Origin of the sequence: Kitasatospora sp. DSM 101779, from assembly GCF_025655475.1 — a bacterium.
Taxonomy (GTDB): domain Bacteria; phylum Actinomycetota; class Actinomycetes; order Streptomycetales; family Streptomycetaceae; genus Kitasatospora.
Genome location: NZ_JAHTIK010000001.1, coordinates 3891791 through 3914022, shown reverse-complemented (window position 1 = coordinate 3914022; position 22232 = coordinate 3891791). Strand labels below are relative to the sequence as shown.

General features: G+C 68.7%; 13 protein-coding genes, 3 rRNA genes and 1 pseudogene. 14 read left to right on the top strand and 3 right to left on the bottom strand.

Annotated features, from left to right (window positions below):
- Positions 1-293: 293 nt before the first annotated feature.
- The gene (locus KSNIM_RS17700; protein WP_263104174.1) at positions 294-1082 is read right to left on the bottom strand and encodes a TetR/AcrR family transcriptional regulator; all 789 of its coding nucleotides are present in this window, start codon (positions 1080-1082) and stop codon (positions 294-296) included.
- 449 nt (positions 1083-1531) lie between these two features.
- Here KSNIM_RS17700 and KSNIM_RS17695 point away from each other — a divergent pair, with 449 nt between their 5' ends.
- From KSNIM_RS17695 to pstB, 13 genes and pseudogenes are all read left to right on the top strand, one after another.
- Positions 1532-2830: an NAD(P)/FAD-dependent oxidoreductase gene (locus KSNIM_RS17695; protein WP_411543734.1), complete on the top strand. Its 1299-nt coding sequence runs from the start codon at positions 1532-1534 to the stop codon at positions 2828-2830.
- 179 nt (positions 2831-3009) lie between these two features.
- A pseudogene (locus KSNIM_RS17690) lies at positions 3010-4299 on the top strand (PP2C family protein-serine/threonine phosphatase); the annotation flags it as partial.
- Positions 4300-4857: 558 nt separating this feature from the next.
- Positions 4858-6372, top strand: a 16S ribosomal RNA gene (locus tag KSNIM_RS17685).
- Between the two features lie 274 nt (positions 6373-6646).
- Positions 6647-9752, top strand: a 23S ribosomal RNA gene (locus KSNIM_RS17680).
- Positions 9753-9829: 77 nt separating this feature from the next.
- Positions 9830-9946 (top strand): 5S ribosomal RNA (gene rrf, locus KSNIM_RS17675).
- The 16S, 23S and 5S rRNA genes sit together here, the layout of an rRNA operon.
- A 98-nt stretch (positions 9947-10044) precedes the next feature.
- Positions 10045-11004 (top strand): mycothiol synthase, encoded by a 960-nt coding sequence (gene mshD / locus KSNIM_RS17670; protein ID WP_411543733.1) that lies wholly within the window; start codon positions 10045-10047, stop codon positions 11002-11004.
- 264 nt (positions 11005-11268) lie between these two features.
- Positions 11269-13689 (top strand): RNA degradosome polyphosphate kinase, encoded by a 2421-nt coding sequence (locus tag KSNIM_RS17665; protein ID WP_263104173.1) that lies wholly within the window; start codon positions 11269-11271, stop codon positions 13687-13689.
- A gap of 95 nt (positions 13690-13784) precedes the next feature.
- Positions 13785-14834 carry a CHAD domain-containing protein gene (locus KSNIM_RS17660; protein ID WP_263104172.1) on the top strand — a complete coding sequence of 350 codons (1050 nt, stop codon included), beginning with the start codon at positions 13785-13787 and terminating at the stop codon, positions 14832-14834.
- The gene (locus KSNIM_RS17655; protein WP_263104171.1) at positions 14819-15367 is read left to right on the top strand and encodes an NUDIX hydrolase; all 549 of its coding nucleotides are present in this window, start codon (positions 14819-14821) and stop codon (positions 15365-15367) included. Before KSNIM_RS17660 ends, KSNIM_RS17655 begins: the two co-directional genes overlap by 16 nt.
- A gap of 307 nt (positions 15368-15674) precedes the next feature.
- Positions 15675-16811: a phosphate ABC transporter substrate-binding protein PstS gene (pstS, locus tag KSNIM_RS17650; protein ID WP_263104170.1), complete on the top strand. Its 1137-nt coding sequence runs from the start codon at positions 15675-15677 to the stop codon at positions 16809-16811.
- Positions 16812-16955: 144 nt separating this feature from the next.
- Positions 16956-17939, top strand: coding sequence for a phosphate ABC transporter permease subunit PstC (gene pstC, locus KSNIM_RS17645; protein ID WP_263104169.1), 984 nt, complete (start codon positions 16956-16958; stop codon positions 17937-17939).
- Positions 17936-19009 (top strand): phosphate ABC transporter permease PstA, encoded by a 1074-nt coding sequence (gene pstA, locus KSNIM_RS17640; RefSeq protein WP_263104168.1) that lies wholly within the window; start codon positions 17936-17938, stop codon positions 19007-19009. Before pstC ends, pstA begins: the two co-directional genes overlap by 4 nt.
- Before the next feature lie 36 nt (positions 19010-19045).
- Positions 19046-19822: a phosphate ABC transporter ATP-binding protein PstB gene (pstB, locus tag KSNIM_RS17635; RefSeq protein ID WP_263104167.1), complete on the top strand. Its 777-nt coding sequence runs from the start codon at positions 19046-19048 to the stop codon at positions 19820-19822.
- A 132-nt stretch (positions 19823-19954) separates the two neighbouring features.
- Here the strand turns inward: pstB and KSNIM_RS17630 are convergent, their stop codons facing one another.
- Both KSNIM_RS17630 and KSNIM_RS17625 read right to left on the bottom strand, forming a co-directional pair.
- Positions 19955-20950, bottom strand: a complete 996-nt coding sequence (locus KSNIM_RS17630) for an inorganic phosphate transporter (protein WP_263104166.1) — start codon at positions 20948-20950, stop codon at positions 19955-19957.
- A 5-nt stretch (positions 20951-20955) separates the two neighbouring features.
- Entirely contained in the window at positions 20956-21576 is a 621-nt protein-coding gene (locus KSNIM_RS17625; protein WP_030268712.1) for a DUF47 domain-containing protein, read from the bottom strand.
- Positions 21577-21808: 232 nt separating this feature from the next.
- Between KSNIM_RS17625 and KSNIM_RS17620 the strand changes: the two genes are divergently transcribed.
- Positions 21809-22216 (top strand): metal-sensitive transcriptional regulator, encoded by a 408-nt coding sequence (locus KSNIM_RS17620; RefSeq protein WP_263104165.1) that lies wholly within the window; start codon positions 21809-21811, stop codon positions 22214-22216.
- Positions 22217-22232: the final 16 nt, after the last annotated feature.

Here is a 22232-nt window from a genome sequence, read left to right as displayed (position 1 = left end):
CCCGCCTGGTCGGGCACATGCCCGGACGGGCTCGCACCGGCCCCCGGCTCGCCGCGCTCCTCGGCGCTCAACGCCGCACCCCGGCAGCCGCACCCGCCGCCGCACCGGCCGCCGGACGCGCGGCCACGGCGGCCACGCGGCCGCAGCGAGCTGCAGGAACACCGCGCAACGGGACAATGGCTCCAAGCACGGGCAAAGGATTGCATAGCACAGCGCCGGTCGGAAGCCGGACCTGCCGCGACCCACTCGTACGAGCAGGGCGAACGGTGCCCGGCCGCCACCAACTCCCGTGCTCAGTGCGCCTGCAGACCCTGCAGCAGGATCCGCAGCAGTCGCTGCGCCGGTACGTCGCCGAGTTGACCGTCCGTCGACTCCGCGTCGTCCGTGACCGCCGCGACGGCGTGCACCGGGACGGCAGCCGTCAGCACCAGCACCACGTCCGAGACGGTCACCCCGGGACGCAGCTCACCCGCCGCGGCCGCCCGCGCCACCAGCGCCGCCACCAACTGCAGCAGCAGCCGCGGATCGGCGTCCGCCGCCCCCGGCCTGGCACCGTCCGACGGCTCCGCCTCCGCCTCCGACCCGCGCTGCTCGGGCACCCGGCCCAGCTCCGCCGCGTACCGGAACGCCTCCGGCGGCAGCAGCCGCCCCGCGCCCGAGGCGACCGCCCGGCCCAGGAAGCCCGCCAGCGACTCCCACGCCGCACCGCCGCCGTACAGCGACTCGCGGGCCTGCGCCGTCAGCCAGGCGACCTCCTCCGCGGCGATCCGACGGACCAGCACCTCCTTGCTGGGGAAGCGCCGGTACACCGTGCCGACACCCACCCCGGCCCGGCGGGCCACCTCCTCCATCGGGGCGTCGTAGCCCAGCTCGCCGAACACCTGGCGGGCCGCCCGCAGCACGCTCTCCAGGTTGCGCCGTGCATCCACCCGCAACCGCCCCGGCCGCCCCGTCCCCGGGCCGGCCACCACCAGCTCCGGGCCGACCGGCCCGCGCTGCTCCGGCACCGAGCCGTGGCCCGCGCCGATCCGTCCGTGCACCGGCGACACCACGCCGCCTGCCAGACGCTCCTGATCCGTCACTTCAACCCTCCCCCGCGGACACCGAAGGCGCCCGCCCGAACCTTCCGCACCCCCCGGTGCGGCCCCAAGCCGTCCGCCACTCAACAGGTGCGGACTAACCCTTCCCCAGTTCCCCGCCGACCAGTCGGCCGCCGGGTCGATCGACCCCGACCTTGACGGGACACAATCCGACCATAGTTCAGGCGAGTTCGTGGCAGAAGCGGACCTCCCGCCCCCGGTCGGCAGTCGGCCACGGCCTCCGTCCGGCCACCGGGCACCCCCGGACCCGCCCCGGGCGGCAATCTCCGTCACATCCGACCCACCCGATCCCGTTCGCCCTGTGGACAAACGCACCCCACGCATTGCCTCATTGGAGGGCGTCCCGGCGGGACGTGAATCAGGTCACACGGCCCACGGACGGCAGGGGGTGCCCCATCAGGATTCTCATCGTCGGCGGCGGATGCGCCGGCATGGCCGCGGCCCTCGTACTGCAACAGGCGCTCGCCCCCCGACTGCGCACCGGGGACGCCGAGATCACCGTGGTCGAGCCCCAGCCGTACCTCACCTACCACCCGCTGCTCGCCGAGGTCGCCGCCGGCAGCATCGACCCCCGCCACGTCGTGGTGCCCCTGCGCCGGGTCCTCCGGCAGTGCCGCGTGCTCACCGCCCGGATCACCCGGATCGACCACGCCGGCCGGACCGCCCAGGTTGACACCGCCCCCCGCGGCGCCACCGCCGAACCCACCGAAATCGCCTACGACCACCTGGTCCTGACCCCCGGGTCGGTCTCCCGCACCGACCCCGTCCCCGGTCTCGCCGACCACGGCCTCGGCTTCGGCAGTGTCGGCGAGGCGGTCGCCCTCCGCAACCACGTCCTCGAACAGCTCGACCTCGCCTCCTCCACCCGAGACCCCGAACTCCGCCAGGCCGCCCTGACCTTCCTCTTCGTCGGGGCCGGCTACGCCGGCGTCGGCGCCCTCGCCGAACTGGAGGACATGGCCCGGTACGCCGTCCGCGGCTACCACAACCTCGCCGCCGACGACCTGCGCTGGGTGCTCGTCGAGGCGACCGACCGGATCCTCCCCCAGGAGAGCGCCGACCTCGCCGCCCACACCCTCGCCGAACTGCGCGAACGCAGCATCGACGTCCATCTCGGCACCACCCTGGAATCCGCCGCCGACCGGATCATGGCGCTCTCCGACGGCAGTCGCTTCGCCGCCCGCACCCTGGTCTGGACAGCCGGCGTCCGACCGGCCCCGCTGCTCCGCGAGACCGACCTCCCGCTCGACGCCACCGGCCGGGTCCGCTGCCTGCCCACCCTCCAGGTCCGCGGACCCGGCGGCGACCCGCTCGCCGGGGCCTGGGCGGCCGGCGACTGCGCGGCCGTTCCGGACCCGGCGGCCGACGGTGCGCTGTGCGCCCCCAACGCCCAGCACGCGCTGGCGCAGGCCCGGCTCCTCGCCGAGAACCTGCTGGCCGACCTGGAACGCCGCGCCCTGACCGCCTACCGGCCCGAGCGCATCCACTGCTCCACCTCGCTCGGCCTCGGTCGCGCCGTCGCCCACACCCGGCGGGGCCGGCTCACCGGCCGTCGCGCCTGGTTGCTGCACCGGGCCCGCCACCTGCGGCGACTGCCCAGCCTCGACCGCCGGGTCCGGGTCTTCACCGACTGGCTGCTCGGCGGGCTCTTCAGCCGCGAGGTCGTCTCGCTCGGCGCCGTGGAGCACCCGCGCGCGGAGTTCGAGTCGGGCTTCCTAGAGCGCCCCTAGCGCCCCCGCGCACGCCGGCCTGTAGCGAATGCGCCGGACCGGCGATACGACTTCCGAAACGACACCTCCGCCTGACAGGATCTGCCCAGCCGATCATCACGGCCCGTGCTGCCCCGAGCACATCATGTGATGACCCCTCAGAAACCGACCAGCCCCCACACCCGAGGAAGCGGCCGACGTTGAACCTCATGCGCTGGAGCGCCCGGCTCACCGGAGCCCCGAGGCGCACCGCTCCGTCCGCCCCGTCCTCGACGGCCACCGAACCCCTGCCCCTTCCCGGTCCCCGCGACCCGGCCACCGCGACCGCCGCCCTCGACCACCGCGAGATCCACGAGCTCTACGAGCTCCGCGGCGTCCTCGACCGGCTGCCCGCCCCCGTCGCGGTCACCTACGGCCCGCTCCACCAGCTCGGGTACGCCAACAACGCTTACCGCGAGCTCTTCGGCGAGCGGACGGCCGGCCTGCCCGCCGCCGACGGCCTCCCCGAGCTCGCCGCCCTCGGCGTCCTCCCCCTCATGGACCAGGCCCTGCGCGGCGGGCGCCCCCGCAGCGTCAAGGCGCGCTGCATCCTGGGCCCGGCCGGCAGCCGCTACTACAACGTCTCCTGCGTTCCGCTCGCCCCCGCCGACCCGCCGCTCGGCACCCTCGACCCCCGGCCCGGCCCGCGCCCGCCCGCCGGGCTGCTCATCTACGCCGCCGAGGTCACCGACCAGGTCCAGGCGGCGACCCGGGTCCGCGAGGCCGAGCGCCGGCAGCGCGAGGCCGCCGTCACCCTGCAGCGCAGCCTCCTCCCGCAGAAGCTCGAACAGCCCGCCGACCTCCGCGTCGCCGCCACCTACCAGCCCGGCGGCGCCGACGCAGCGGTCGGCGGCGACTGGTACGACGTGATCCGCCTCGGCGGCGGCCGCACCGCCCTGGTCATCGGCGACGTGATGGGCCGCGGCCTGCGCGCCGCCGCCGTCATGGGCCAGCTCCGCACAGCCGTCCGCGCCTACGCCCGGCTCGACCTCCCCCCGCACGAGGTGATGGGCCTGCTGGACGGCCTCGCCATGGAGATCGACGCCAACCAGATCGCCACCTGCACCTACGCGGTCTGGGACCCGGTCCCCGGCACGCTGGAGTACGCCTCCGCCGGCCACCTGCCGCTGCTGCTGCGCTGCCCGGACGGCAGCGTCCTCCAGGGCGAGGAGCAGAACGGCCCGCCGCTCGGCACCGGTGGCGGCAGCCACGTCTCCCACTCCCTCAAGCTGCTTCCGGGCACCACGGGCGTCCTCTACACCGACGGCCTCGTCGAGCGCCGTGACGAGGACATCGACCATGGCCTCGACCTGCTCGCCCGCACACTCGCCGGCGCCGCGGGCGGCCCGGAGGTCGTCTGCGCCCGCCTGCTGCGGGCCATGGGGGTCACCGCGGAGCACGACGACGACGTCGCGGTGCTGGCCTTCCAGCTGCCACTTGAACCCGACGGATCCGACGTGTAATGTTCTTCGAGTTGCCCGACAGGGAGCACCGGACGAGCGCTCTGCACGGCCGGTCCCGAGGCAGCCAATCCCTTGAAACACCACTTCCCGGCTCGGGCTGGGTCGCGCCTTGTCGCGCCCCTGTGCGAATTCGGCGTGCCTGTTTATAGGAATTGCACTTCGGATCGATGCCGATTCGCTTTTCGGAGCGGGGATCGGCTAAGGTTTGAAACGTCGGACGGGTCGTCAGGCCGGTTCCGACAAGGCGGTGAAGAAAGCAAGTCGGTGAAGAGCACGGACTCGGATCTGATAAGCTGGAAACACGAAAGAGCGAAACGCCCGGAGGGTCCGCTGGAAGGCGGTCCGAAGGAAGTGTCCGTTCCTTGAGAACTCAACAGCGTGCCAAAAGTCAACGCCAGATATGTTGACATCCCCGGCCGGTCGGGCAATCGATCGGTTGGAGATTCCTTTTGAAATAACACAGCGAGGACGCAGTGCGCGGGATCACCCTATTCCGGTGGTTGCCGTGCCGCTCAACGCGAGTGTGCACCGGATAGCCGGTAATCATTCACGGAGAGTTTGATCCTGGCTCAGGACGAACGCTGGCGGCGTGCTTAACACATGCAAGTCGAACGGTGAAGCCCTTCGGGGTGGATCAGTGGCGAACGGGTGAGTAACACGTGGGCAATCTGCCCTGCACTCTGGGACAAGCCCTGGAAACGGGGTCTAATACCGGATACGACCTTCCTCTGCATGGGGGTTGGTGGAAAGCTCCGGCGGTGCAGGATGAGCCCGCGGCCTATCAGCTTGTTGGTGGGGTAATGGCCTACCAAGGCGACGACGGGTAGCCGGCCTGAGAGGGCGACCGGCCACACTGGGACTGAGACACGGCCCAGACTCCTACGGGAGGCAGCAGTGGGGAATATTGCACAATGGGCGAAAGCCTGATGCAGCGACGCCGCGTGAGGGATGACGGCCTTCGGGTTGTAAACCTCTTTCAGCAGGGAAGAAGCGCAAGTGACGGTACCTGCAGAAGAAGCACCGGCTAACTACGTGCCAGCAGCCGCGGTAATACGTAGGGTGCGAGCGTTGTCCGGAATTATTGGGCGTAAAGAGCTCGTAGGCGGCCTGTCGCGTCGGATGTGAAAGCCCGGGGCTTAACCCCGGGTCTGCATTCGATACGGGCAGGCTAGAGTGTGGTAGGGGAGATCGGAATTCCTGGTGTAGCGGTGAAATGCGCAGATATCAGGAGGAACACCGGTGGCGAAGGCGGATCTCTGGGCCATTACTGACGCTGAGGAGCGAAAGCGTGGGGAGCGAACAGGATTAGATACCCTGGTAGTCCACGCCGTAAACGTTGGGAACTAGGTGTTGGCGACATTCCACGTCGTCGGTGCCGCAGCTAACGCATTAAGTTCCCCGCCTGGGGAGTACGGCCGCAAGGCTAAAACTCAAAGGAATTGACGGGGGCCCGCACAAGCAGCGGAGCATGTGGCTTAATTCGACGCAACGCGAAGAACCTTACCAAGGCTTGACATACACCGGAAACTGGTAGAGATATCAGCCCCCTTGTGGTCGGTGTACAGGTGGTGCATGGTTGTCGTCAGCTCGTGTCGTGAGATGTTGGGTTAAGTCCCGCAACGAGCGCAACCCTTGTTCTGTGTTGCCAGCGAGTAATGTCGGGGACTCACAGGAGACTGCCGGGGTCAACTCGGAGGAAGGTGGGGACGACGTCAAATCATCATGCCCCTTATGTCTTGGGCTGCACACGTGCTACAATGGCCGGTACAAAGGGCTGCGATGCCGTGAGGCGGAGCGAATCCCAAAAAGCCGGTCTCAGTTCGGATTGGGGTCTGCAACTCGACCCCATGAAGTTGGAGTTGCTAGTAATCGCAGATCAGCATGCTGCGGTGAATACGTTCCCGGGCCTTGTACACACCGCCCGTCACGTCACGAAAGTCGGTAACACCCGAAGCCGGTGGCCTAACCCTTGGGAGGGAGCCGTCGAAGGTGGGACCAGCGATTGGGACGAAGTCGTAACAAGGTAGCCGTACCGGAAGGTGCGGCTGGATCACCTCCTTTCTAAGGAGCGCACAGCAGCTTCGGACGAGTGTTCCGGAGTGCTAGCTCATGGGTGGAACGTTGACTATTCGGCACGGACAGAGTCATGGACGCTAGTACTGCTTCGGCGTGGAACGCGTGATGTGAACTGTTCGGGTCGGGCACGCTGTTGGGTCCTGAGGGAACGAAGGTTTCCTCGTGGATGCCGGCTCCACTTGAGGGTCGTCCTTGGGACGGTTCGAGGGTGGGTGTCTGGTCGTTGTTTGAGAACTGCACAGTGGACGCGAGCATCTGTGGCCAAGTTTTTAAGGGCGCACGGTGGATGCCTTGGCACCAGGAACCGATGAAGGACGTGGGAGGCCGCGATAGGCCCCGGGGAGCTGTCAACCGAGCTTTGATCCGGGGGTGTCCGAATGGGGAAACCCGGCAGTCGTCATGGGCTGTCACCCTTACCTGAACACATAGGGTAAGTGGAGGGAACGCGGGGAAGTGAAACATCTCAGTACCCGCAGGAAGAGAAAACAACCGTGATTCCGGGAGTAGTGGCGAGCGAAACCGGATGAGGCTAAACCTTGAGCGTGTGAGACCCGGCAGGGGTTGCGCTCGGGGGGTTGTGGGAATGAGCTTGATCGGTCTGCCGGCCGGTCGGCGAGTCAGAAACCGTTGGTGTAGTCGAAGGACATGCGAAAGGTCCGGCGTAGAGGGTAAGACCCCCGTAGACGAAACATCAGCGGCTTGCTTGCTCATCTCCCAAGTAGCACGGGGCCCGAGAAATCCCGTGTGAATCTGGCGGGACCACCCGCTAAGCCTAAATATTCCCTGGTGACCGATAGCGGATAGTACCGTGAGGGAATGGTGAAAAGTACCGCGGGAGCGGAGTGAAATAGTACCTGAAACCGTGTGCCTACAAGCCGTGGGGGCAGTCTTCGGACTGTGACTGCGTGCCTTTTGAAGAATGAGCCTGCGAGTTTGCGGTGTGTAGCGAGGTTAACCCGTGTGGGGTAGCCGTAGCGAAAGCGAGTCCGAATAGGGCGTTTGAGTTGCATGCCCAAGACCCGAAGCGGAGTGATCTAGCCATGGGCAGGTTGAAGCGCGGGTAAGACCGTGTGGAGGACCGAACCCACCAGGGTTGAAAACCTGGGGGATGACCTGTGGTTAGGGGTGAAAGGCCAATCAAACTCCGTGATAGCTGGTTCTCCCCGAAATGCATTTAGGTGCAGCGTCGCGTGTTTCTTGCCGGAGGTAGAGCACTGGATAGGCGATGGGCCTCACCGGGTTACTGACCTTAGCCAAACTCCGAATGCCGGTAAGTGAGAGCGCGGCAGTGAGACTGTGGGGGATAAGCTCCATGGTCGAGAGGGAAACAGCCCAGAACACCGACTAAGGTCCCTAAGCGTGTGCTAAGTGGGAAAGGATGTGGAGTCGCAGAGACAACCAGGAGGTTGGCTTAGAAGCAGCCACCCTTGAAAGAGTGCGTAATAGCTCACTGGTCAAGTGATTCCGCGCCGACAATGTAGCGGGGCTCAAGCACATCACCGAAGTCGTGTCATTGCAGCAATACTCCCAACGGAGGCTGTGATGGGTAGGGGAGCGTCGTGTGCCGGGTGAAGCGGCCGAGGAATCGAGTCGTGGACGGTTCACGAGTGAGAATGCAGGCATGAGTAGCGATACAAGAGTGGGAAACTCTTGCGCCGATTGACCAAGGGTTCCTGGGTCAAGCTGATCTGCCCAGGGTAAGTCGGGACCTAAGGCGAGGCCGACAGGCGTAGTCGATGGACAACGGGTTGATATTCCCGTACCCGCTTTGAAGCGCCAACGCTGAACCCTCTGATGCTAAGCCCGTGAAGCCGTCCCGGATCCTTCGGGTGAAGGGGAGTGGTGGAGCCGGTGGCCCAAGGTGGTAGTAGGTGAGCGATGGGGTGACGCAGGAAGGTAGTCCAGCCCGGGCGGTGGTTGTCCCGGGGTAAGGGTGTAGGCCGAGTGATAGGCAAATCCGTCACTCATTGAGGCTGAGACCTGATGCCGAGCCGATTGTGGTGAAGTGGATGATCCTATGCTGTCGAGAAAAGCCTCTAGCGAGTTTCATGGCGGCCCGTACCCCAAACCGACTCAGGTGGTCAGGTAGAGAATACCGAGGCGTTCGGGTGAACTGTGGTTAAGGAACTCGGCAAAATGCCCCCGTAACTTCGGGAGAAGGGGGGCCAGCCCTGGTGACGACCTTTACGGTCTGAGCTGGGGGTGGCCGCAGAGACCAGCGAGAAGCGACTGTTTACTAAAAACACAGGTCCGTGCGAAGCCGTAAGGCGATGTATACGGACTGACGCCTGCCCGGTGCTGGAACGTTAAGGGGACCGGTTAGTCCGATTTCGGTCGGGCGAAGCTGAGAACTTAAGCGCCAGTAAACGGCGGTGGTAACTATAACCATCCTAAGGTAGCGAAATTCCTTGTCGGGTAAGTTCCGACCTGCACGAATGGCGTAACGACTTCTCGACTGTCTCAACCACAGGCCCGGTGAAATTGCATTACGAGTAAAGATGCTCGTTTCGCGCAGCAGGACGGAAAGACCCCGGGACCTTTACTATAGCTTGATATTGGTGTTCGGTTCGGCTTGTGTAGGATAGGTGGGAGACTGTGAAGCAGCAACGCCAGTTGTTGTGGAGTCGCCGTTGAAATACCACTCTGGTCGTGCTGGATGTCTAACCTGGGTCCGTGATCCGGATCAGGGACAGTGTCTGGTGGGTAGTTTAACTGGGGCGGTTGCCTCCTAAAGGGTAACGGAGGCGCCCAAAGGTTCCCTCAGCCTGGTTGGCAATCAGGTGTTGAGTGTAAGTGCACAAGGGAGCTTGACTGTGAGACTGACGGGTCGAGCAGGTACGAAAGTAGGGACTAGTGATCCGGCGGTGGCTTGTGGAAGCGCCGTCGCTCAACGGATAAAAGGTACCCCGGGGATAACAGGCTGATCTTCCCCAAGAGTCCATATCGACGGGATGGTTTGGCACCTCGATGTCGGCTCGTCGCATCCTGGGGCTGGAGTAGGTCCCAAGGGTTGGGCTGTTCGCCCATTAAAGCGGTACGCGAGCTGGGTTTAGAACGTCGTGAGACAGTTCGGTCCCTATCCGCTGTGCGCGTAGGAGTGTTGAGAAGGGCTGTCCCTAGTACGAGAGGACCGGGACGGACGAACCTCTGGTGTGCCAGTTGTCCTGCCAAGGGCATGGCTGGTTGGCTACGTTCGGGAGGGATAACCGCTGAAAGCATCTAAGCGGGAAGCCTGCTTCGAGATGAGCACTCCCACCTCCTTGAGAGGGTAAGGCTCCCAGTAGACGACTGGGTTGATAGGCCGGATATGGAAGCCCAGTAATGGGTGGAGTTGACCGGTACTAATAGGCCGAGGGCTTGTCCTCAGTTGCTCGCGTCCACTGTGTTGGTTCTGAAACCACGAACAGGCCATGTGTCGGTTGTTCGATGTGTTTCATAGTGTTTCGGTGGTCATAGCGCGAGGGAAACGCCCGGTTACATTCCGAACCCGGAAGCTAAGCCTCGTAGCGCCGATGGTACTGCAGGGGGGACCCTGTGGGAGAGTAGGACGCCGCCGAACAATTCTTCAGAGAAGCCCCGCCCGGGGACACCGGGCGGGGCTTCTCGCATTTCCGGGTTCGGTACGGCGGGTGAGCGACGGCGACGTAGGGTCGCCCTATGGAGACCACCACGACGCCGCCCTCCGGCGAGAGCATCCGTGTCATGTCCGAGCTGACCGCGGAGGATCTCTTCCTCGCCCGGTCCGTGCTGACGGCGGCCGCCGTCGACGACGGCCGTGAGGCGGTCTCGGAGGCGGGCCGGCTGCGGCTCCGCGAGGGTTCGGCGCGTCCGGGGGTGCGGCACCTGCTGCAGACGCTGAACGGTCGTCCGGCGGGGTACGCGCAGCTGGAGGTGGCCGCGGACGGGAGCTCGGCGACGGCGGAGCTGGCGGTCCACCCCGAGCTGCGGCGACGCGGTCTCGGCGGCCGGCTGGCCGAGGTGCTGCTGACGGAGCTGGCGCCGGCCAAGGCCGTGGACTGCTGGGCGCACGGCGGCCACCCGGGTGCGGCCCGCCTGGCGGAGCGGTTCGGCGGCGAGCTGGTCCGCGAGCTGCGGCAGATGCGCAGGCCCGCCGGCCCGGAGGTGCCCGAGCCGGTGCTTCCGGAGGGTGTGGAGCTCCGTACCTTCCGCCCCGGCGAGGACGACGGGGCCTGGCTGGCGCTGAACGCGCTGGCCTTCGCCCACCACCCCGAGCAGGGGGCGTGGACGGCGGCGGACCTCGCGGACCGGCTTGCCGAGCCCTGGTTCGACCCCGCCGGTTTCCTCCTTGCCGTCCGCGGCGGCGCATTGGTGGGCTTCCACTGGACGAAGGTGCACCCCGACGGCCTGGGCGAGGTGTACGTGGTCGGGGTGGCCCCGAGCGAACAGGGCAGCGGGCTCGGGCGGGCGCTCACCGCGGCGGGTCTGCGTCACCTGATCCGCGACCGCGGCGTGCCGGCCGTTCTTCTTTATGTGGACGCTGACAATCCGGCGGCCGTGCGGGTATATGAACGGTTGGGTTTCACCGTCCACGAGGTGGATCTGATGTACCGCGTCCAGGAGGCCGGCCCGGCCGGTGGTTCCGGCCCACAGGGGTGACCGACTCAGCTTTCCTCCTGGCCATCCGGTGTTTACCGTGGATTCAATTGACGCCGCGAAGATCACAGGATGACGCCCGTAGTGCCTCGTCCGCGCTCCGCCCGCCGACCGGCTCGGCTCCGTCCGGCCGCTCCCGGCGGGTGGGCACTGGAGTGGCGGGACGAGGACGCTGCGTACGCCACACACACGTACGCCGCCGCGAGCACGGCTGACGACTGCGGTACGTGCGCCCGGGACTTCGCCCTGCATGAGGAGCTGGCACCGATGACCATCCCTGGCCCCGTCTCCGCCTCGTCCGGTGCGGCCCCCGGCCCCGCCTCCGGTGCGGGCTCCAAGCAGGCAGCCAAGCAGCCTTCCAAGAGCCGTGCCCGCGTGCCCAAGGCAGGAAGGTCCACGGCGGCGGAGTCCCGTCCGCCGGCCGCCGCGGCCCGGGCGGCCGCGGCGCAGGCGGCCCCGGCCGTCCCGGCGCCGTTGCCGAGCGCGATCACCAATGCGCTCGGCATGCCGGTCGACGACGAGCCGGCCGCCGTCCGGATCGCGCCCCGGTCGGCGACGGCCAGCTCCACGGGCGGGGTGCACTCCGCGCTCGCCGACATCGAGACGGAGTTCGGGCCCCTCCCCGAGGGCCGCTTCCTCGACCGCGAGCGGAGCTGGCTGGCGTTCAACGAGCGGGTGCTGGAGCTCGCGGAGGATCCGGGCATCCCCCTGCTGGAGCGCGCCAAATTCCTTGCGATCTTCGCCAGCAACCTGGACGAGTTCTTCATGGTCCGGGTGGCCGGCCTCAAGCGCCGCATCGCCACCGGCGTGGCCACCCGGAGCGCCTCCGGGCTGCAGCCGCGCGAGGTGCTCGACCTGATCTGGCGGCGCGCGCGCGAGCTGATGGCCCGGCACGCGGCCTCCTTCCAGCACGAGGTGCTGCCAGACCTCGCCGCCGAGGGCATCGAGGTGGTGCGCTGGCCCGAGCTGCTGGAGAAGGAGCAGGCCCGGCTGCACACGCTGTTCCGGCAGCAGATCTTCCCGGTGCTCACGCCACTGGCCGTCGACCCGGCGCACCCCTTCCCGTACATATCGGGCCTCAGCCTGAACCTGGCCGTCGTGGTGCGGAACCCGGTCTCCGGGCACAAGCACTTCGCCCGGGTGAAGGTGCCGCAGTCGCTGAACCGTTTCCTGGAGGCGTCCCCGCAGCGGTACGTGCCGCTGGAGGACGTCATGGGGGCGCACCTGGAGGAGCTCTTCCCCGGCATGGAGGTGCTCGCCCACCACGCCTTCCGGGTCACCCGCAACGAGGACCTGGAGGTCGAGGAGGACGACGCCGAGAACATCCTCAAGGCGCTGGAGAAGGAGCTCATGCGGCGGCGCTTCGGCCCGCCGGTCCGCCTGGAGGTCGAGGAGTCGATCGACCCGTACATCCTCGACCTGCTGGTGCGCGAGCTGAACGTCAGCGAGGCCGAGGTGTTCCCGCTGCCCGGGCCGCTCGACCTGACCGGGCTCTTCGGCATCGCCGACCTGGACCGGCCGGAACTGAAGTACCCCAAGTTCGTCGCCGGCACTGCGCGCGGTCTGACCGACGTGGAGTCGGCGTCCCAGCCGGACATCTTCGCCGCGATGCGCGAGCGGGACGTGCTGCTGCACCACCCGTACGACAGCTTCTCGACCTCGGTGCAGGCCTTCCTGGAGCAGGCGGCGGCCGACCCCAACGTGCTGGCGATCAAGCAGACGCTGTACCGGACCTCCGGTGACTCGCCGATCGTCGACGCGCTGATCGACGCGGCCGAGTCCGGCAAGCAGGTGCTCGTCCTGGTGGAGATCAAGGCCCGGTTCGACGAGCAGGCCAACATCAAGTGGGCCCGCAAGCTGGAGGAGTCCGGCTGTCACGTGGTCTACGGCCTGATCGGGCTGAAGACGCACTGCAAGCTGTCGCTGGTGGTCCGCCAGGAGGGCGAGACGCTCCGCCGGTACGCGCACGTCGGCACCGGCAACTACCACCCGAAGACCGCCCGGCTGTACGAGGACCTCGGCCTGCTGACCGCGGACCCGCAGGTCGGCGCGGACCTCTCGGACCTCTTCAACCGGCTGTCCGGCTACTCGCGCCGCGAGTCCTACCGGCGCCTGCTGACGGCGCCGCGCGGTCTGCGGGACGGCCTGGTCTCGCGGATCCACGGGGAGATCGCGCACCACCGGGCCGGCCGCCCGGCGTACGTGAAGATCAAGGTCAACTCGATCGTCGACGAGGCCGTGATCGACGCGCTGTACCGGGCCTCGCAGGCGGGTGTGCCGGTGGAGGTGTGGGTGCGCGGCATCTGCGCGATCCGTCCCGGCGTCGCCGGGCTGAGCGAGAACATCCGGGTGCGCAGCGTGCTGGGCCGGTTCCTGGAGCACTCGCGGATCTTCGTCTTCGGCAACGGCGGCGAGCCCGAGGTGTGGTTCGGCAGCGCGGACATGATGCACCGCAACCTGGACCGCCGGATCGAGGCGCTGGTGCGGGTCTCCGATCCGGCGCACCGGGCCGAGCTGTCCGGGCTGATCGACCTCGGGGTCTCCGACGAGACCGAGTCCTGGCACCTCGGCGCCGACGGGAGCTGGACGCGGCACTCGACCGACGCCGACGGCAGGCCGCTGCAGCACGTCCAGGACCTGCTCATCGCCTCGCGCAAGCGCCACCGGAACGCGTCCGCGGGCCGCTGACCACTGCCCGGGCCGCCGCCCGTGCCCCCGGTTCCGGCGGTGGCCGGGACGGCGGCCGTGGCGGCCCGGGACGACCACATGGGGGAGTCCTTGTCATGACCGATTCGCCGATGACGGCCCCGGCGGCGCCGAGCGCGTCCGCGGGGGAAGTCCTCTCCGGCTACCTCACCACCCAGGCCGGCGCGTTCCTGCGCGCGCTGCCGCAGGCGGTGGGCGAGGCCGGATCGAGACCGGGCTCGCTCCCGGCCTCGGCGGCGGGTGCGGACGACCTCCTGCGCGCCGTCCGGCGGATCGGCGGCGCCCTGCACACCTTCGGGGCCGCGTTCGAGTCCGGCTGGGCCGGTGAGCTGCGGACGGAGCTGGCCTGGCTGCTCGACCTGCTCGGCCGGGAGCCGGGATACCGGCGCCGGTCGTCCCGGCTGCTCGCCGCGCTGGACTCGCTGGGCGACGGCGGCGCGGAGTCGCCCGGCATGCTGGCCGGCCACGCCGGCGCCCCCAAGGCCCGCGCCCTGCTGGAGCGGCAGCTCACCCTCGCCCGTACCAGGGCGCACACCGCGCTGCTGCAGGAGCTGCGGACGGCGCGGCTGCACGCGCTCGCCGACCGGATGACCCTGCTGAGCGGCGAGGTGCCACTGCTGGACGAGGCCGCCGGGCGGGACGGCCGCGCGCTGGTGCAGCACGCGGCCGGCGCGCTCGCCGCGCTCGCCGCCGCGGCCGAGCGGCTGCCGCTGGCCCGCGCGGTCGAGCCGTACGGCGGCGACGGCCTGCACCGGCTCGCGGTGCTGCCCGCGGCCCGCAGCGCCTCCCCCGCGGACGCCGACGAGCTGCTGGCCGCGGACGACGAGCCCTGGCACCGGGTCCGGGTGCTGGCGAAGCGGGCCCGGTACGCCCTGGAGGTGTGCGCGGTGCCCACCGCCGAGCTGGACCGGCTGGACGCGGTGCTCGACCGGCACCGGGACGCCTCCGATGCCGCCGCCACCGCCTCCACCGCGGCCCGGACGCCGCGGATCACGCCGGCGACCGCGTACGTGCTCGGTGTGGTGCATGCTGATCAGCGACTGGAGGTCGAGGCGGCCAGGTACGCCTTCGGCCACCAGTGGCCGAAGCTCCCGCACCACGGATGGCATGAATGGGCGACCGTCTGACCGCAGCGCAGCACCGCGCTGCCAATCCGTTCCGCGTCCGGCTCGCCGGGCGGTCCCGGCGCGGCGGCGCGCCCGCGCTGCGGGCCGCCGTGCCCGGGTACGGGCCGACCGTGCTGGCGGCCGGCGGGGTGCTCTGGGTGCCCGGTGGGCCGAAGAAGGACGGCCGCGGTCTGAAGAAGCCGCGGATCGCGGTCATCCACCGGCCCAAGTACGACGACTGGAGTCTGCCCAAGGGCAAGCTCGAACCCGGCGAGGGATGGCAGGCCGCGGCGCTGCGCGAGCTGCGCGAGGAGACCGGGATGCACTGCGTGCTGGGCCAGGAGCTGCCCGCGCAGCATTACCTGGTGGACGGGCGGCCCAAGGAGGTCCGCTACTGGGCGGCGGTGCCGACGGGCGGTTCGTTCACCCCCGGGCGCGAGGTCGACCGGCTGGAATGGCTGCCCCCGAAGAAGGCGAAAGCCCGTCTCACGCACGTCCGGGACCGCGCGCTGGTGGACGCGCTGCTCACCCTGCTGGGCGGCGCACGGGCCTGACCGGGCGCCGCCCGGCGTACCTCGCGGCCGTGCTCCGCCGCAGGTCAGCCGCGGGTCGGCGGGGCCGTTCCGGGTGATCTCACCGCGCCCTCACCGTGACGCAACCGTTACTACCGGCCTCGGTTTCCCGCCAGCCGTTCGAGGTTCACCATCCGTTCATTTGTGACCGCCTGACGCGTCACCTGCCCGGCCTACCTTCGGGACCACCGGAGGGCCGAACGGGCCCCGGACCACAGCGAAACCCGCGCTGATCGAGCCATCGACGAGCTCGCCACGCGCAGGGTTTGCCTCAGAAAGGGACACCCCAGTGAAGCTCCAGCGGAACGGCTCCAAGGCCCTCGCCATCGGTGCCATGGCGCTCGTCGGCTCGCTGTCGCTCGCGGCCTGCGGTACGGACGACAACTCGACCAGCAGCTCCGGCACCAGCGCTGCGGCCTCCGGTGCTGCCCCGGCCGCGCAGATCGCCTGCGGCAAGGGCGGCCAGCTGCTGGGCGCGGGTTCCACCGCGCAGACCAACGCGGTCGACGTGTGGAAGGCCGCCTTCGGCTCGGCCTGCTCCGGCTCGACCATCACCTACGGCGGCGGCGGGTCCGGCGCCGGCGTGCAGCAGTTCAACCAGGGCAAGGTCGCCTTCGCGGGCTCCGACTCGGCCCTCAAGCCCGCCGAGGTCGACGCCTCGAAGCAGGTCTGCGCCGGCGGCCAGGGCATCAACCTGCCGATGGTCGGCGGCCTGATCTCGGTCGTCTTCAACATCGACAAGGTCGACAAGCTCGTCCTCGACGGCCCGACCATCGCCAAGATCTTCGACTCGCAGATCACCAAGTGGAACGACCCGGCGATCGCCGCCCTGAACCCGGGCGTCGCCCTGCCGGACGCGCCGATCCAGGCCATCCACCGCTCGGACGACTCGGGCACCACCGCCAACCTGACCGGCTACCTGGCCAAGGCCTCCGGCGGCGCCTGGACCTACCCGGCCAGCAAGACCTGGGCAGGCAAGGGCGGCCAGTCCGCCAACGGCTCGGCCGGCGTCTCCGCGCAGGTCAAGCAGGTCAAGAACTCGATCAGCTACGTCGAGCTCTCCTACGCCCAGACCAACAGCCTGAAGAGCGCCGCCATCAACACCGGCGCCTCCAAGCCGGTCGACGCGACCGCCGCGAACGCCGCGACCACCTTCTCCAAGGCGAAGATCGCCGGCACCGGCAGCGACCTGGCCCTGAGCCTCGACTACGCGACCAAGGACGAGGGCGCCTACCCGATCGTCCTGGTCACCTACGAGATCGTCTGCGACAAGGGCAACAAGGCCGACAGCCTCGACACCCTGAAGTCCTTCCTCACCTACACCATCAGCGACGCCGGCCAGCAGGCCATCGGCGCCAAGGGCTACGTCCCGCTGCCGAAGGAGCTCGCCTCCAAGGTCCAGGCCGTCATCCCGACCCTGGCCTGACCCCCGCACCACCGGCGGGGCGGCCCTCAGAGGGGGGACGGGCCGCCCCGCCGGAAGCACCACCCAGAGCACCACACGTCCGGGGCACCGCCGCCAGGTGCCGTCCCCCACGGGGGCAGCACCGTCAGACCGGAGTAGACGATCATGACTTCATCCCCCCCTGCCGCCGCACGGGGCAGGGCCCGCCGGAGCCGGAGCGACAGCCGGCTCGGCGACAGCATCTTCTTCAACCTCTCCCGAGGGTCGGGCATCCTGCTGCTGGTCATCATGGCCGCGATCGCAGGCTTCCTCGCCTACCGCTCGGGCATCGCGCTGTCCAAGGACGAGGGCAACTTCCTCACCACGTTCGAGTGGAACCCGGACGCGCCCAAGCCGGTCTTCGGTATCGCCGTCCTCGCCTTCGGCACCATCGTCAGCGCGCTGATCGCCATGGTGATCGCCGTACCGGTCGCCGTCGGCATCGCGCTGTTCATCTCGCACTACGCGCCGCGCCGCATCGCGCAGCCCTTCGCCTACCTGGTCGACCTGCTCGCCGCGGTGCCCAGCATCGTCTACGGCCTGTGGGGCGTGCTGTTCCTGGTCCCGCACATGGACGGCCTGACCGCGTGGATGGACCAGTACCTCGGCTGGACGTACGTCTTCGACCAGACCCAGGCCGGCGTCACCCCGCGGAACCTCTTCACCGTCGGCATCCTGCTGGCGATCATGGTCCTGCCCATCATCACCGCGGTCAGCCGCGAGGTCTTCCGGCAGGTCCCGCGGATGCACGAGGAGGCGGCCCTCGCCCTCGGCGCCACCCGCTGGGAGATGATCCGCACCGCCGTGCTGCCCTTCGGCCGCCCCGGCATCATCTCCGCCTCGATGCTCGGCCTCGGCCGCGCGCTCGGCGAGACCATCGCCGTCGCCATCGTGCTCTCCGCCAACAGCGTGCTCTCGCTGCACGTCCTCGACCCCGGCGGCGGCACCTTCGCGCAGAACATCGCGCTCAAGTTCAACGAGGCCCAGCCGTTCGGCCGTGACGCCCTCATGGCCTCCGGCCTGGTCCTGTTCGTGATCACCCTGCTGGTGAACGGCGCCGCCCGACTGATCATCGCGCGCCGCAAGGAGTACTCGGGGGCCAACGCATGAGCACCGCAACCACCATTGCGGACTCGACTCCGCAGCTCCGCCGCAACCTGACCACCGCGCGGCTCCCCAAGTGGGCGCCGGCCGGCGTCGCGCTGCTCTCGATCGGCCTCGGCTGCGCCGTCGGCGCCGGTGCCGGACTCGCCAGCCACCTCCAGTGGGGCATCATCGCCGCCGCGCTCTTCGTGGTGCTGAGCTACGCGCTCTCCGCCCGCGTCGAGGGCCGCCGCCAGGCCAAGGACCGGCTCGCCACCGCGGTGGTCTGGGTCGCCTTCATCCTGGCCGTCGTCCCGCTGGTCGCGCTGACCTTCTACACCGTGCAGCAGGGCCTGGAAGTGCTCGACGGCAACTTCCTGACCCACTCCATGAAGAACGTGATCTCCTCCGGCCCCGGCGGCGGCATCTACCACGCGCTGATCGGCACCCTGGAGCAGGTCCTGCTGGCGACCCTGATCGCCGCCCCGATCGGTCTGCTGACCGCGGTCTACCTGGTGGAGTACGGCCGCGGCCGGCTCGCCAAGTGGGTCACCTTCTTCGTCGACGTCATGACGGGTGTGCCGTCCATCGTCGCCGGTCTGTTCATCCTCTCGCTCTGGAACATCATGCTCGGGTTCGACTACTCGGGCTTCTCCGGCAGCCTCGCGCTGGCCATCCTGATGATGCCGGTCGTCGTCCGCTCCACCGAGGAGATGCTCAAGCTCGTCCCGAACGAGCTGCGCGAGGCCTCGTACGCCCTGGGCGTGCCGAAGTGGAAGACCATCCTGCGCATCGTGCTGCCGACCGCGATCGGCGGCATCACCACCGGTGTGATGCTGGCCGTCGCCCGCATCACCGGCGAGACCGCGCCGGTCATGATGCTGGTCTTCGGCGCCGACGCCATCAATGGCGACCCCTTCAACGGACCGCAGCAGTCGCTGCCGCTCTACATCTGGCAGCAGTACTCGATGGTCAACAACGACTTCGGCTACGCCCGCGCCTGGGGCGCCGCGCTGGTGCTGATCTTCTTCGTGATGGGGCTCAACCTCGTCGCGCGGGGCATCGCACGCTGGCGCTCGCCCAAGGGCGGACGCTGACCCGACTGACGTACGAGACGAGAGAAGAGAAAGACCATGGCCAAGCGCATCGACGTCAGCGGACTGTCCGCCTACTACGGAGCCACCCGCGCCATCGAGGACATCTCGATGACCATCGAGCCCCGCTCCGTGACGGCCTTCATCGGCCCCTCCGGCTGCGGCAAGTCCACCTTCCTGCGCACCCTCAACCGCATGCACGAGGTCATCCCCGGTGCCCGTGTCGAGGGCAAGGTGATGCTGGACGACGAGAACCTGTACGCCTCCAACGTCGACCCGGTCGCCGTGCGCCGCTCGGTCGGCATGGTGTTCCAGCGGCCCAACCCCTTCCCCACCATGTCGATCTACGACAACGTGGTGGCCGGCCTCAAGCTCGCCGGCGTGCGGAAGAAGGCCGTGCTGGACGGCGTGGTGGAGAAGTCCCTCAAGGGCGCCAACCTCTGGAACGAGGTCAAGGACCGGCTGAACAAGCCCGGCGCCGGCCTCTCCGGCGGCCAGCAGCAGCGCCTGTGCATCGCCCGCGCCATCGCGGTCGAGCCCCAGGTCCTGCTGATGGACGAGCCCTGCTCCGCGCTCGACCCGATCTCCACCCTCGCCATCGAGGACCTGATCGGCGAGCTGAAGTCCCAGTACACGATCGTCATCGTGACCCACAACATGCAGCAGGCGGCCCGCGTCTCCGACCGCACCGCCTTCTTCAACCTGGCCGGCGTCGGCCAGCCGGGCAAGCTGATCGAGCTGGACGACACCCAGCGGATCTTCTCCAACCCGTCCGTCCAGGCGACCGAGGACTACATCTCCGGCCGCTTCGGCTGACCGGGCCGGGCTCCCCGGAGCCCCACCGACTACTTCGCGGTGCTGCATGGCGGTGCCGCCGCGAAGTACGCAGGGCCCGCCCCCGTGATGTGGGGGCGGGCCCTGCACCCTTTGCGGGGCGGCCTTGCGGGATCAGAGCAGGAGCAGGTCCACGACGCCGTACATCGCCGCCGCCACCAGGGCCGCGGCCGGCATGGTGATGAACCAGCCGAGCACGATGTTCTTGGCGACGCCCCAGCGGACCGCGCGGATCCGCTTGGTGGCGCCCACACCCATGATCGCCGAAGTGATCACGTGGGTGGTGGAGATCGGCGCCGCGTAGACGAACGACGTGATGTACATGACGCTGGACGCGGTGGCCTCGGCGGCGAAACCCTGCGGCGGGTCCAGCTCGATGATCTTGCGGCCGAGGGTCCGCATGATCCGCCAGCCGCCCGCGTAGGTGCCCAGCGACAGCATCGTCGCGCAGGACACCTTCACCCAGATCGGGATGTCGCCGGTGGCCTGGTGGCCCGAGATGGTGAGCGCCATCACCACGATGCCCATGGTCTTCTGGGCGTCCTGCAGACCGTGCGCCAGGGCCATGGCGGCGGCCGAGGCGGTCTGCGCGACCCGGAAGTTGCGCTTGGCACGGTGCGGGTTGGCCCGGCGGAAGATCCAGAGGATCACCAGCATGACCAGGAAGCCGCCGATGAGGCCGACGACCGGCGAGACCACCATCGGAATGATGATCTTGTCGACCACTCCGCTCCAGATCACCGCGGTACCGCCGGCCAGCGCCGCACCCACCAGGCCGCCGAACAGGGCGTGCGAGGAGGACGAGGGCAGACCGAAGTACCAGGTGACCAGGTTCCAGGTGATCGCGCCGACCAGTGCGGCGAAGAGGATCGCCATGCCCTGGCTGCCCGAGGGCGTCTCGATGATGCCGCTGGACACCGTGTGCGCCACCCCCGAACCGAGGAAGGCGCCGGCCAGGTTCATGACCGCGGCCATCGCCAGTGCGGCGCGCGGGGTCAGTGCCCGGGTGGAGACCGAGGTGGCGATCGCGTTCGCCGAGTCGTGGAATCCGTTGGTGTAGGTGAAGAAAAAGGCCACGCCGATGACGGCGATCAGTGCTGCCGTGTCCACGGAGGTCAGGACTCCTTGACCGCGATGGTCTCCACCGTGTTCGCCACGTGCTCGAATGCGTCGGCCGCCTCTTCCAGGACGTCGACGACCTGCTTCAGCTTGAGCACCTCGATCGCGTCGTACTGACCGGAGAACAGGTGGGCCAGCAGCTTGCGGTGGATCTGGTCGGCCTGGTTCTCCAGCCGGTTGACCTCGATCCAGTACTCGGTGAGGTTCTGCATCGACCGCAGGTTCGGCATCGCCTCCGCGGTCAGCTCGGCCGCCCGCGCCAGTACCTCGATCTGCTGCTCGACACCCTTCGGCAGGGACTCGATGTCGTAGAGGACGACCAGGTCGACCGCCTCCTCCATGAAGTCCATGATGTCGTCCAGCGAACCGGCGAGGCTGTAGATGTCCTCGCGGTCGAAGGGCGTGATGAAGGAGGAGTTCAGCTGGTGGAAGATCGCATGGGTGGTGTCGTCGCCGGCGTGCTCGGCGGCGCGCATGCGCTCGACGATCTCCGCGCGGGCCGACACGTCTGATCCCAGCAGTTCCAGCAGGAGCTTCGACCCGACGACGAGGTTCTCCGCCGCAGCGGCGAACATGTCGTAGAAGCTCGTCTCCTTCGGGGTCAGGCTAAAACGCACGGATATCTCCGATGTGCGGGGTAGGGACTGAACGACTCTAGGCGCTCGTCGTCCCGGGTGTGCAAACGGGGTGTTGACGCGGTTCCCCAGTCTGGCGGAACCCGGGCGGGTTTGCTCCTGCCGTGCACGGGGAGATCCGAGCCGCCGTCCGGACGGCGGAACATGCAGGGTGCCGCCCGTGTTGGACACTGGAGGTCCAGGGACGGCGAGCAGGGAGACAGAGGCGGGCCGGATGACCACGATTCAGACGCGCACCGAGGACACCAGCACCCCCGAGACCGCGGCCGGCACTCCCGACACCGCGGCCGGCGGCGACGACGTCACCGCCGAGGCGGGTGCGGCCCACCCGCACGGCGGCCCGCACGGCTACAGCGCCCAGAAGAACGAGCACCTCAAGCGGCTGCGCCGGATCGAGGGCCAGATCCGCGGGCTGCAGCGCATGGTCGACGAGGACGTCTACTGCATCGACATCCTCACCCAGGTCTCCGCCGGCACCAAGGCGCTGCAGTCCTTCGCGCTCTCGCTGCTGGAGGAACACCTGCGGCACTGCGTGGCCGCCGCCGCCGAGCAGGGCGGCGCGGAACTGGACGGCAAGGTCGCCGAGGCCACCGCCGCCATCTCACGGCTGCTGCGCACCTGAGCGCGGGTCACCCGCT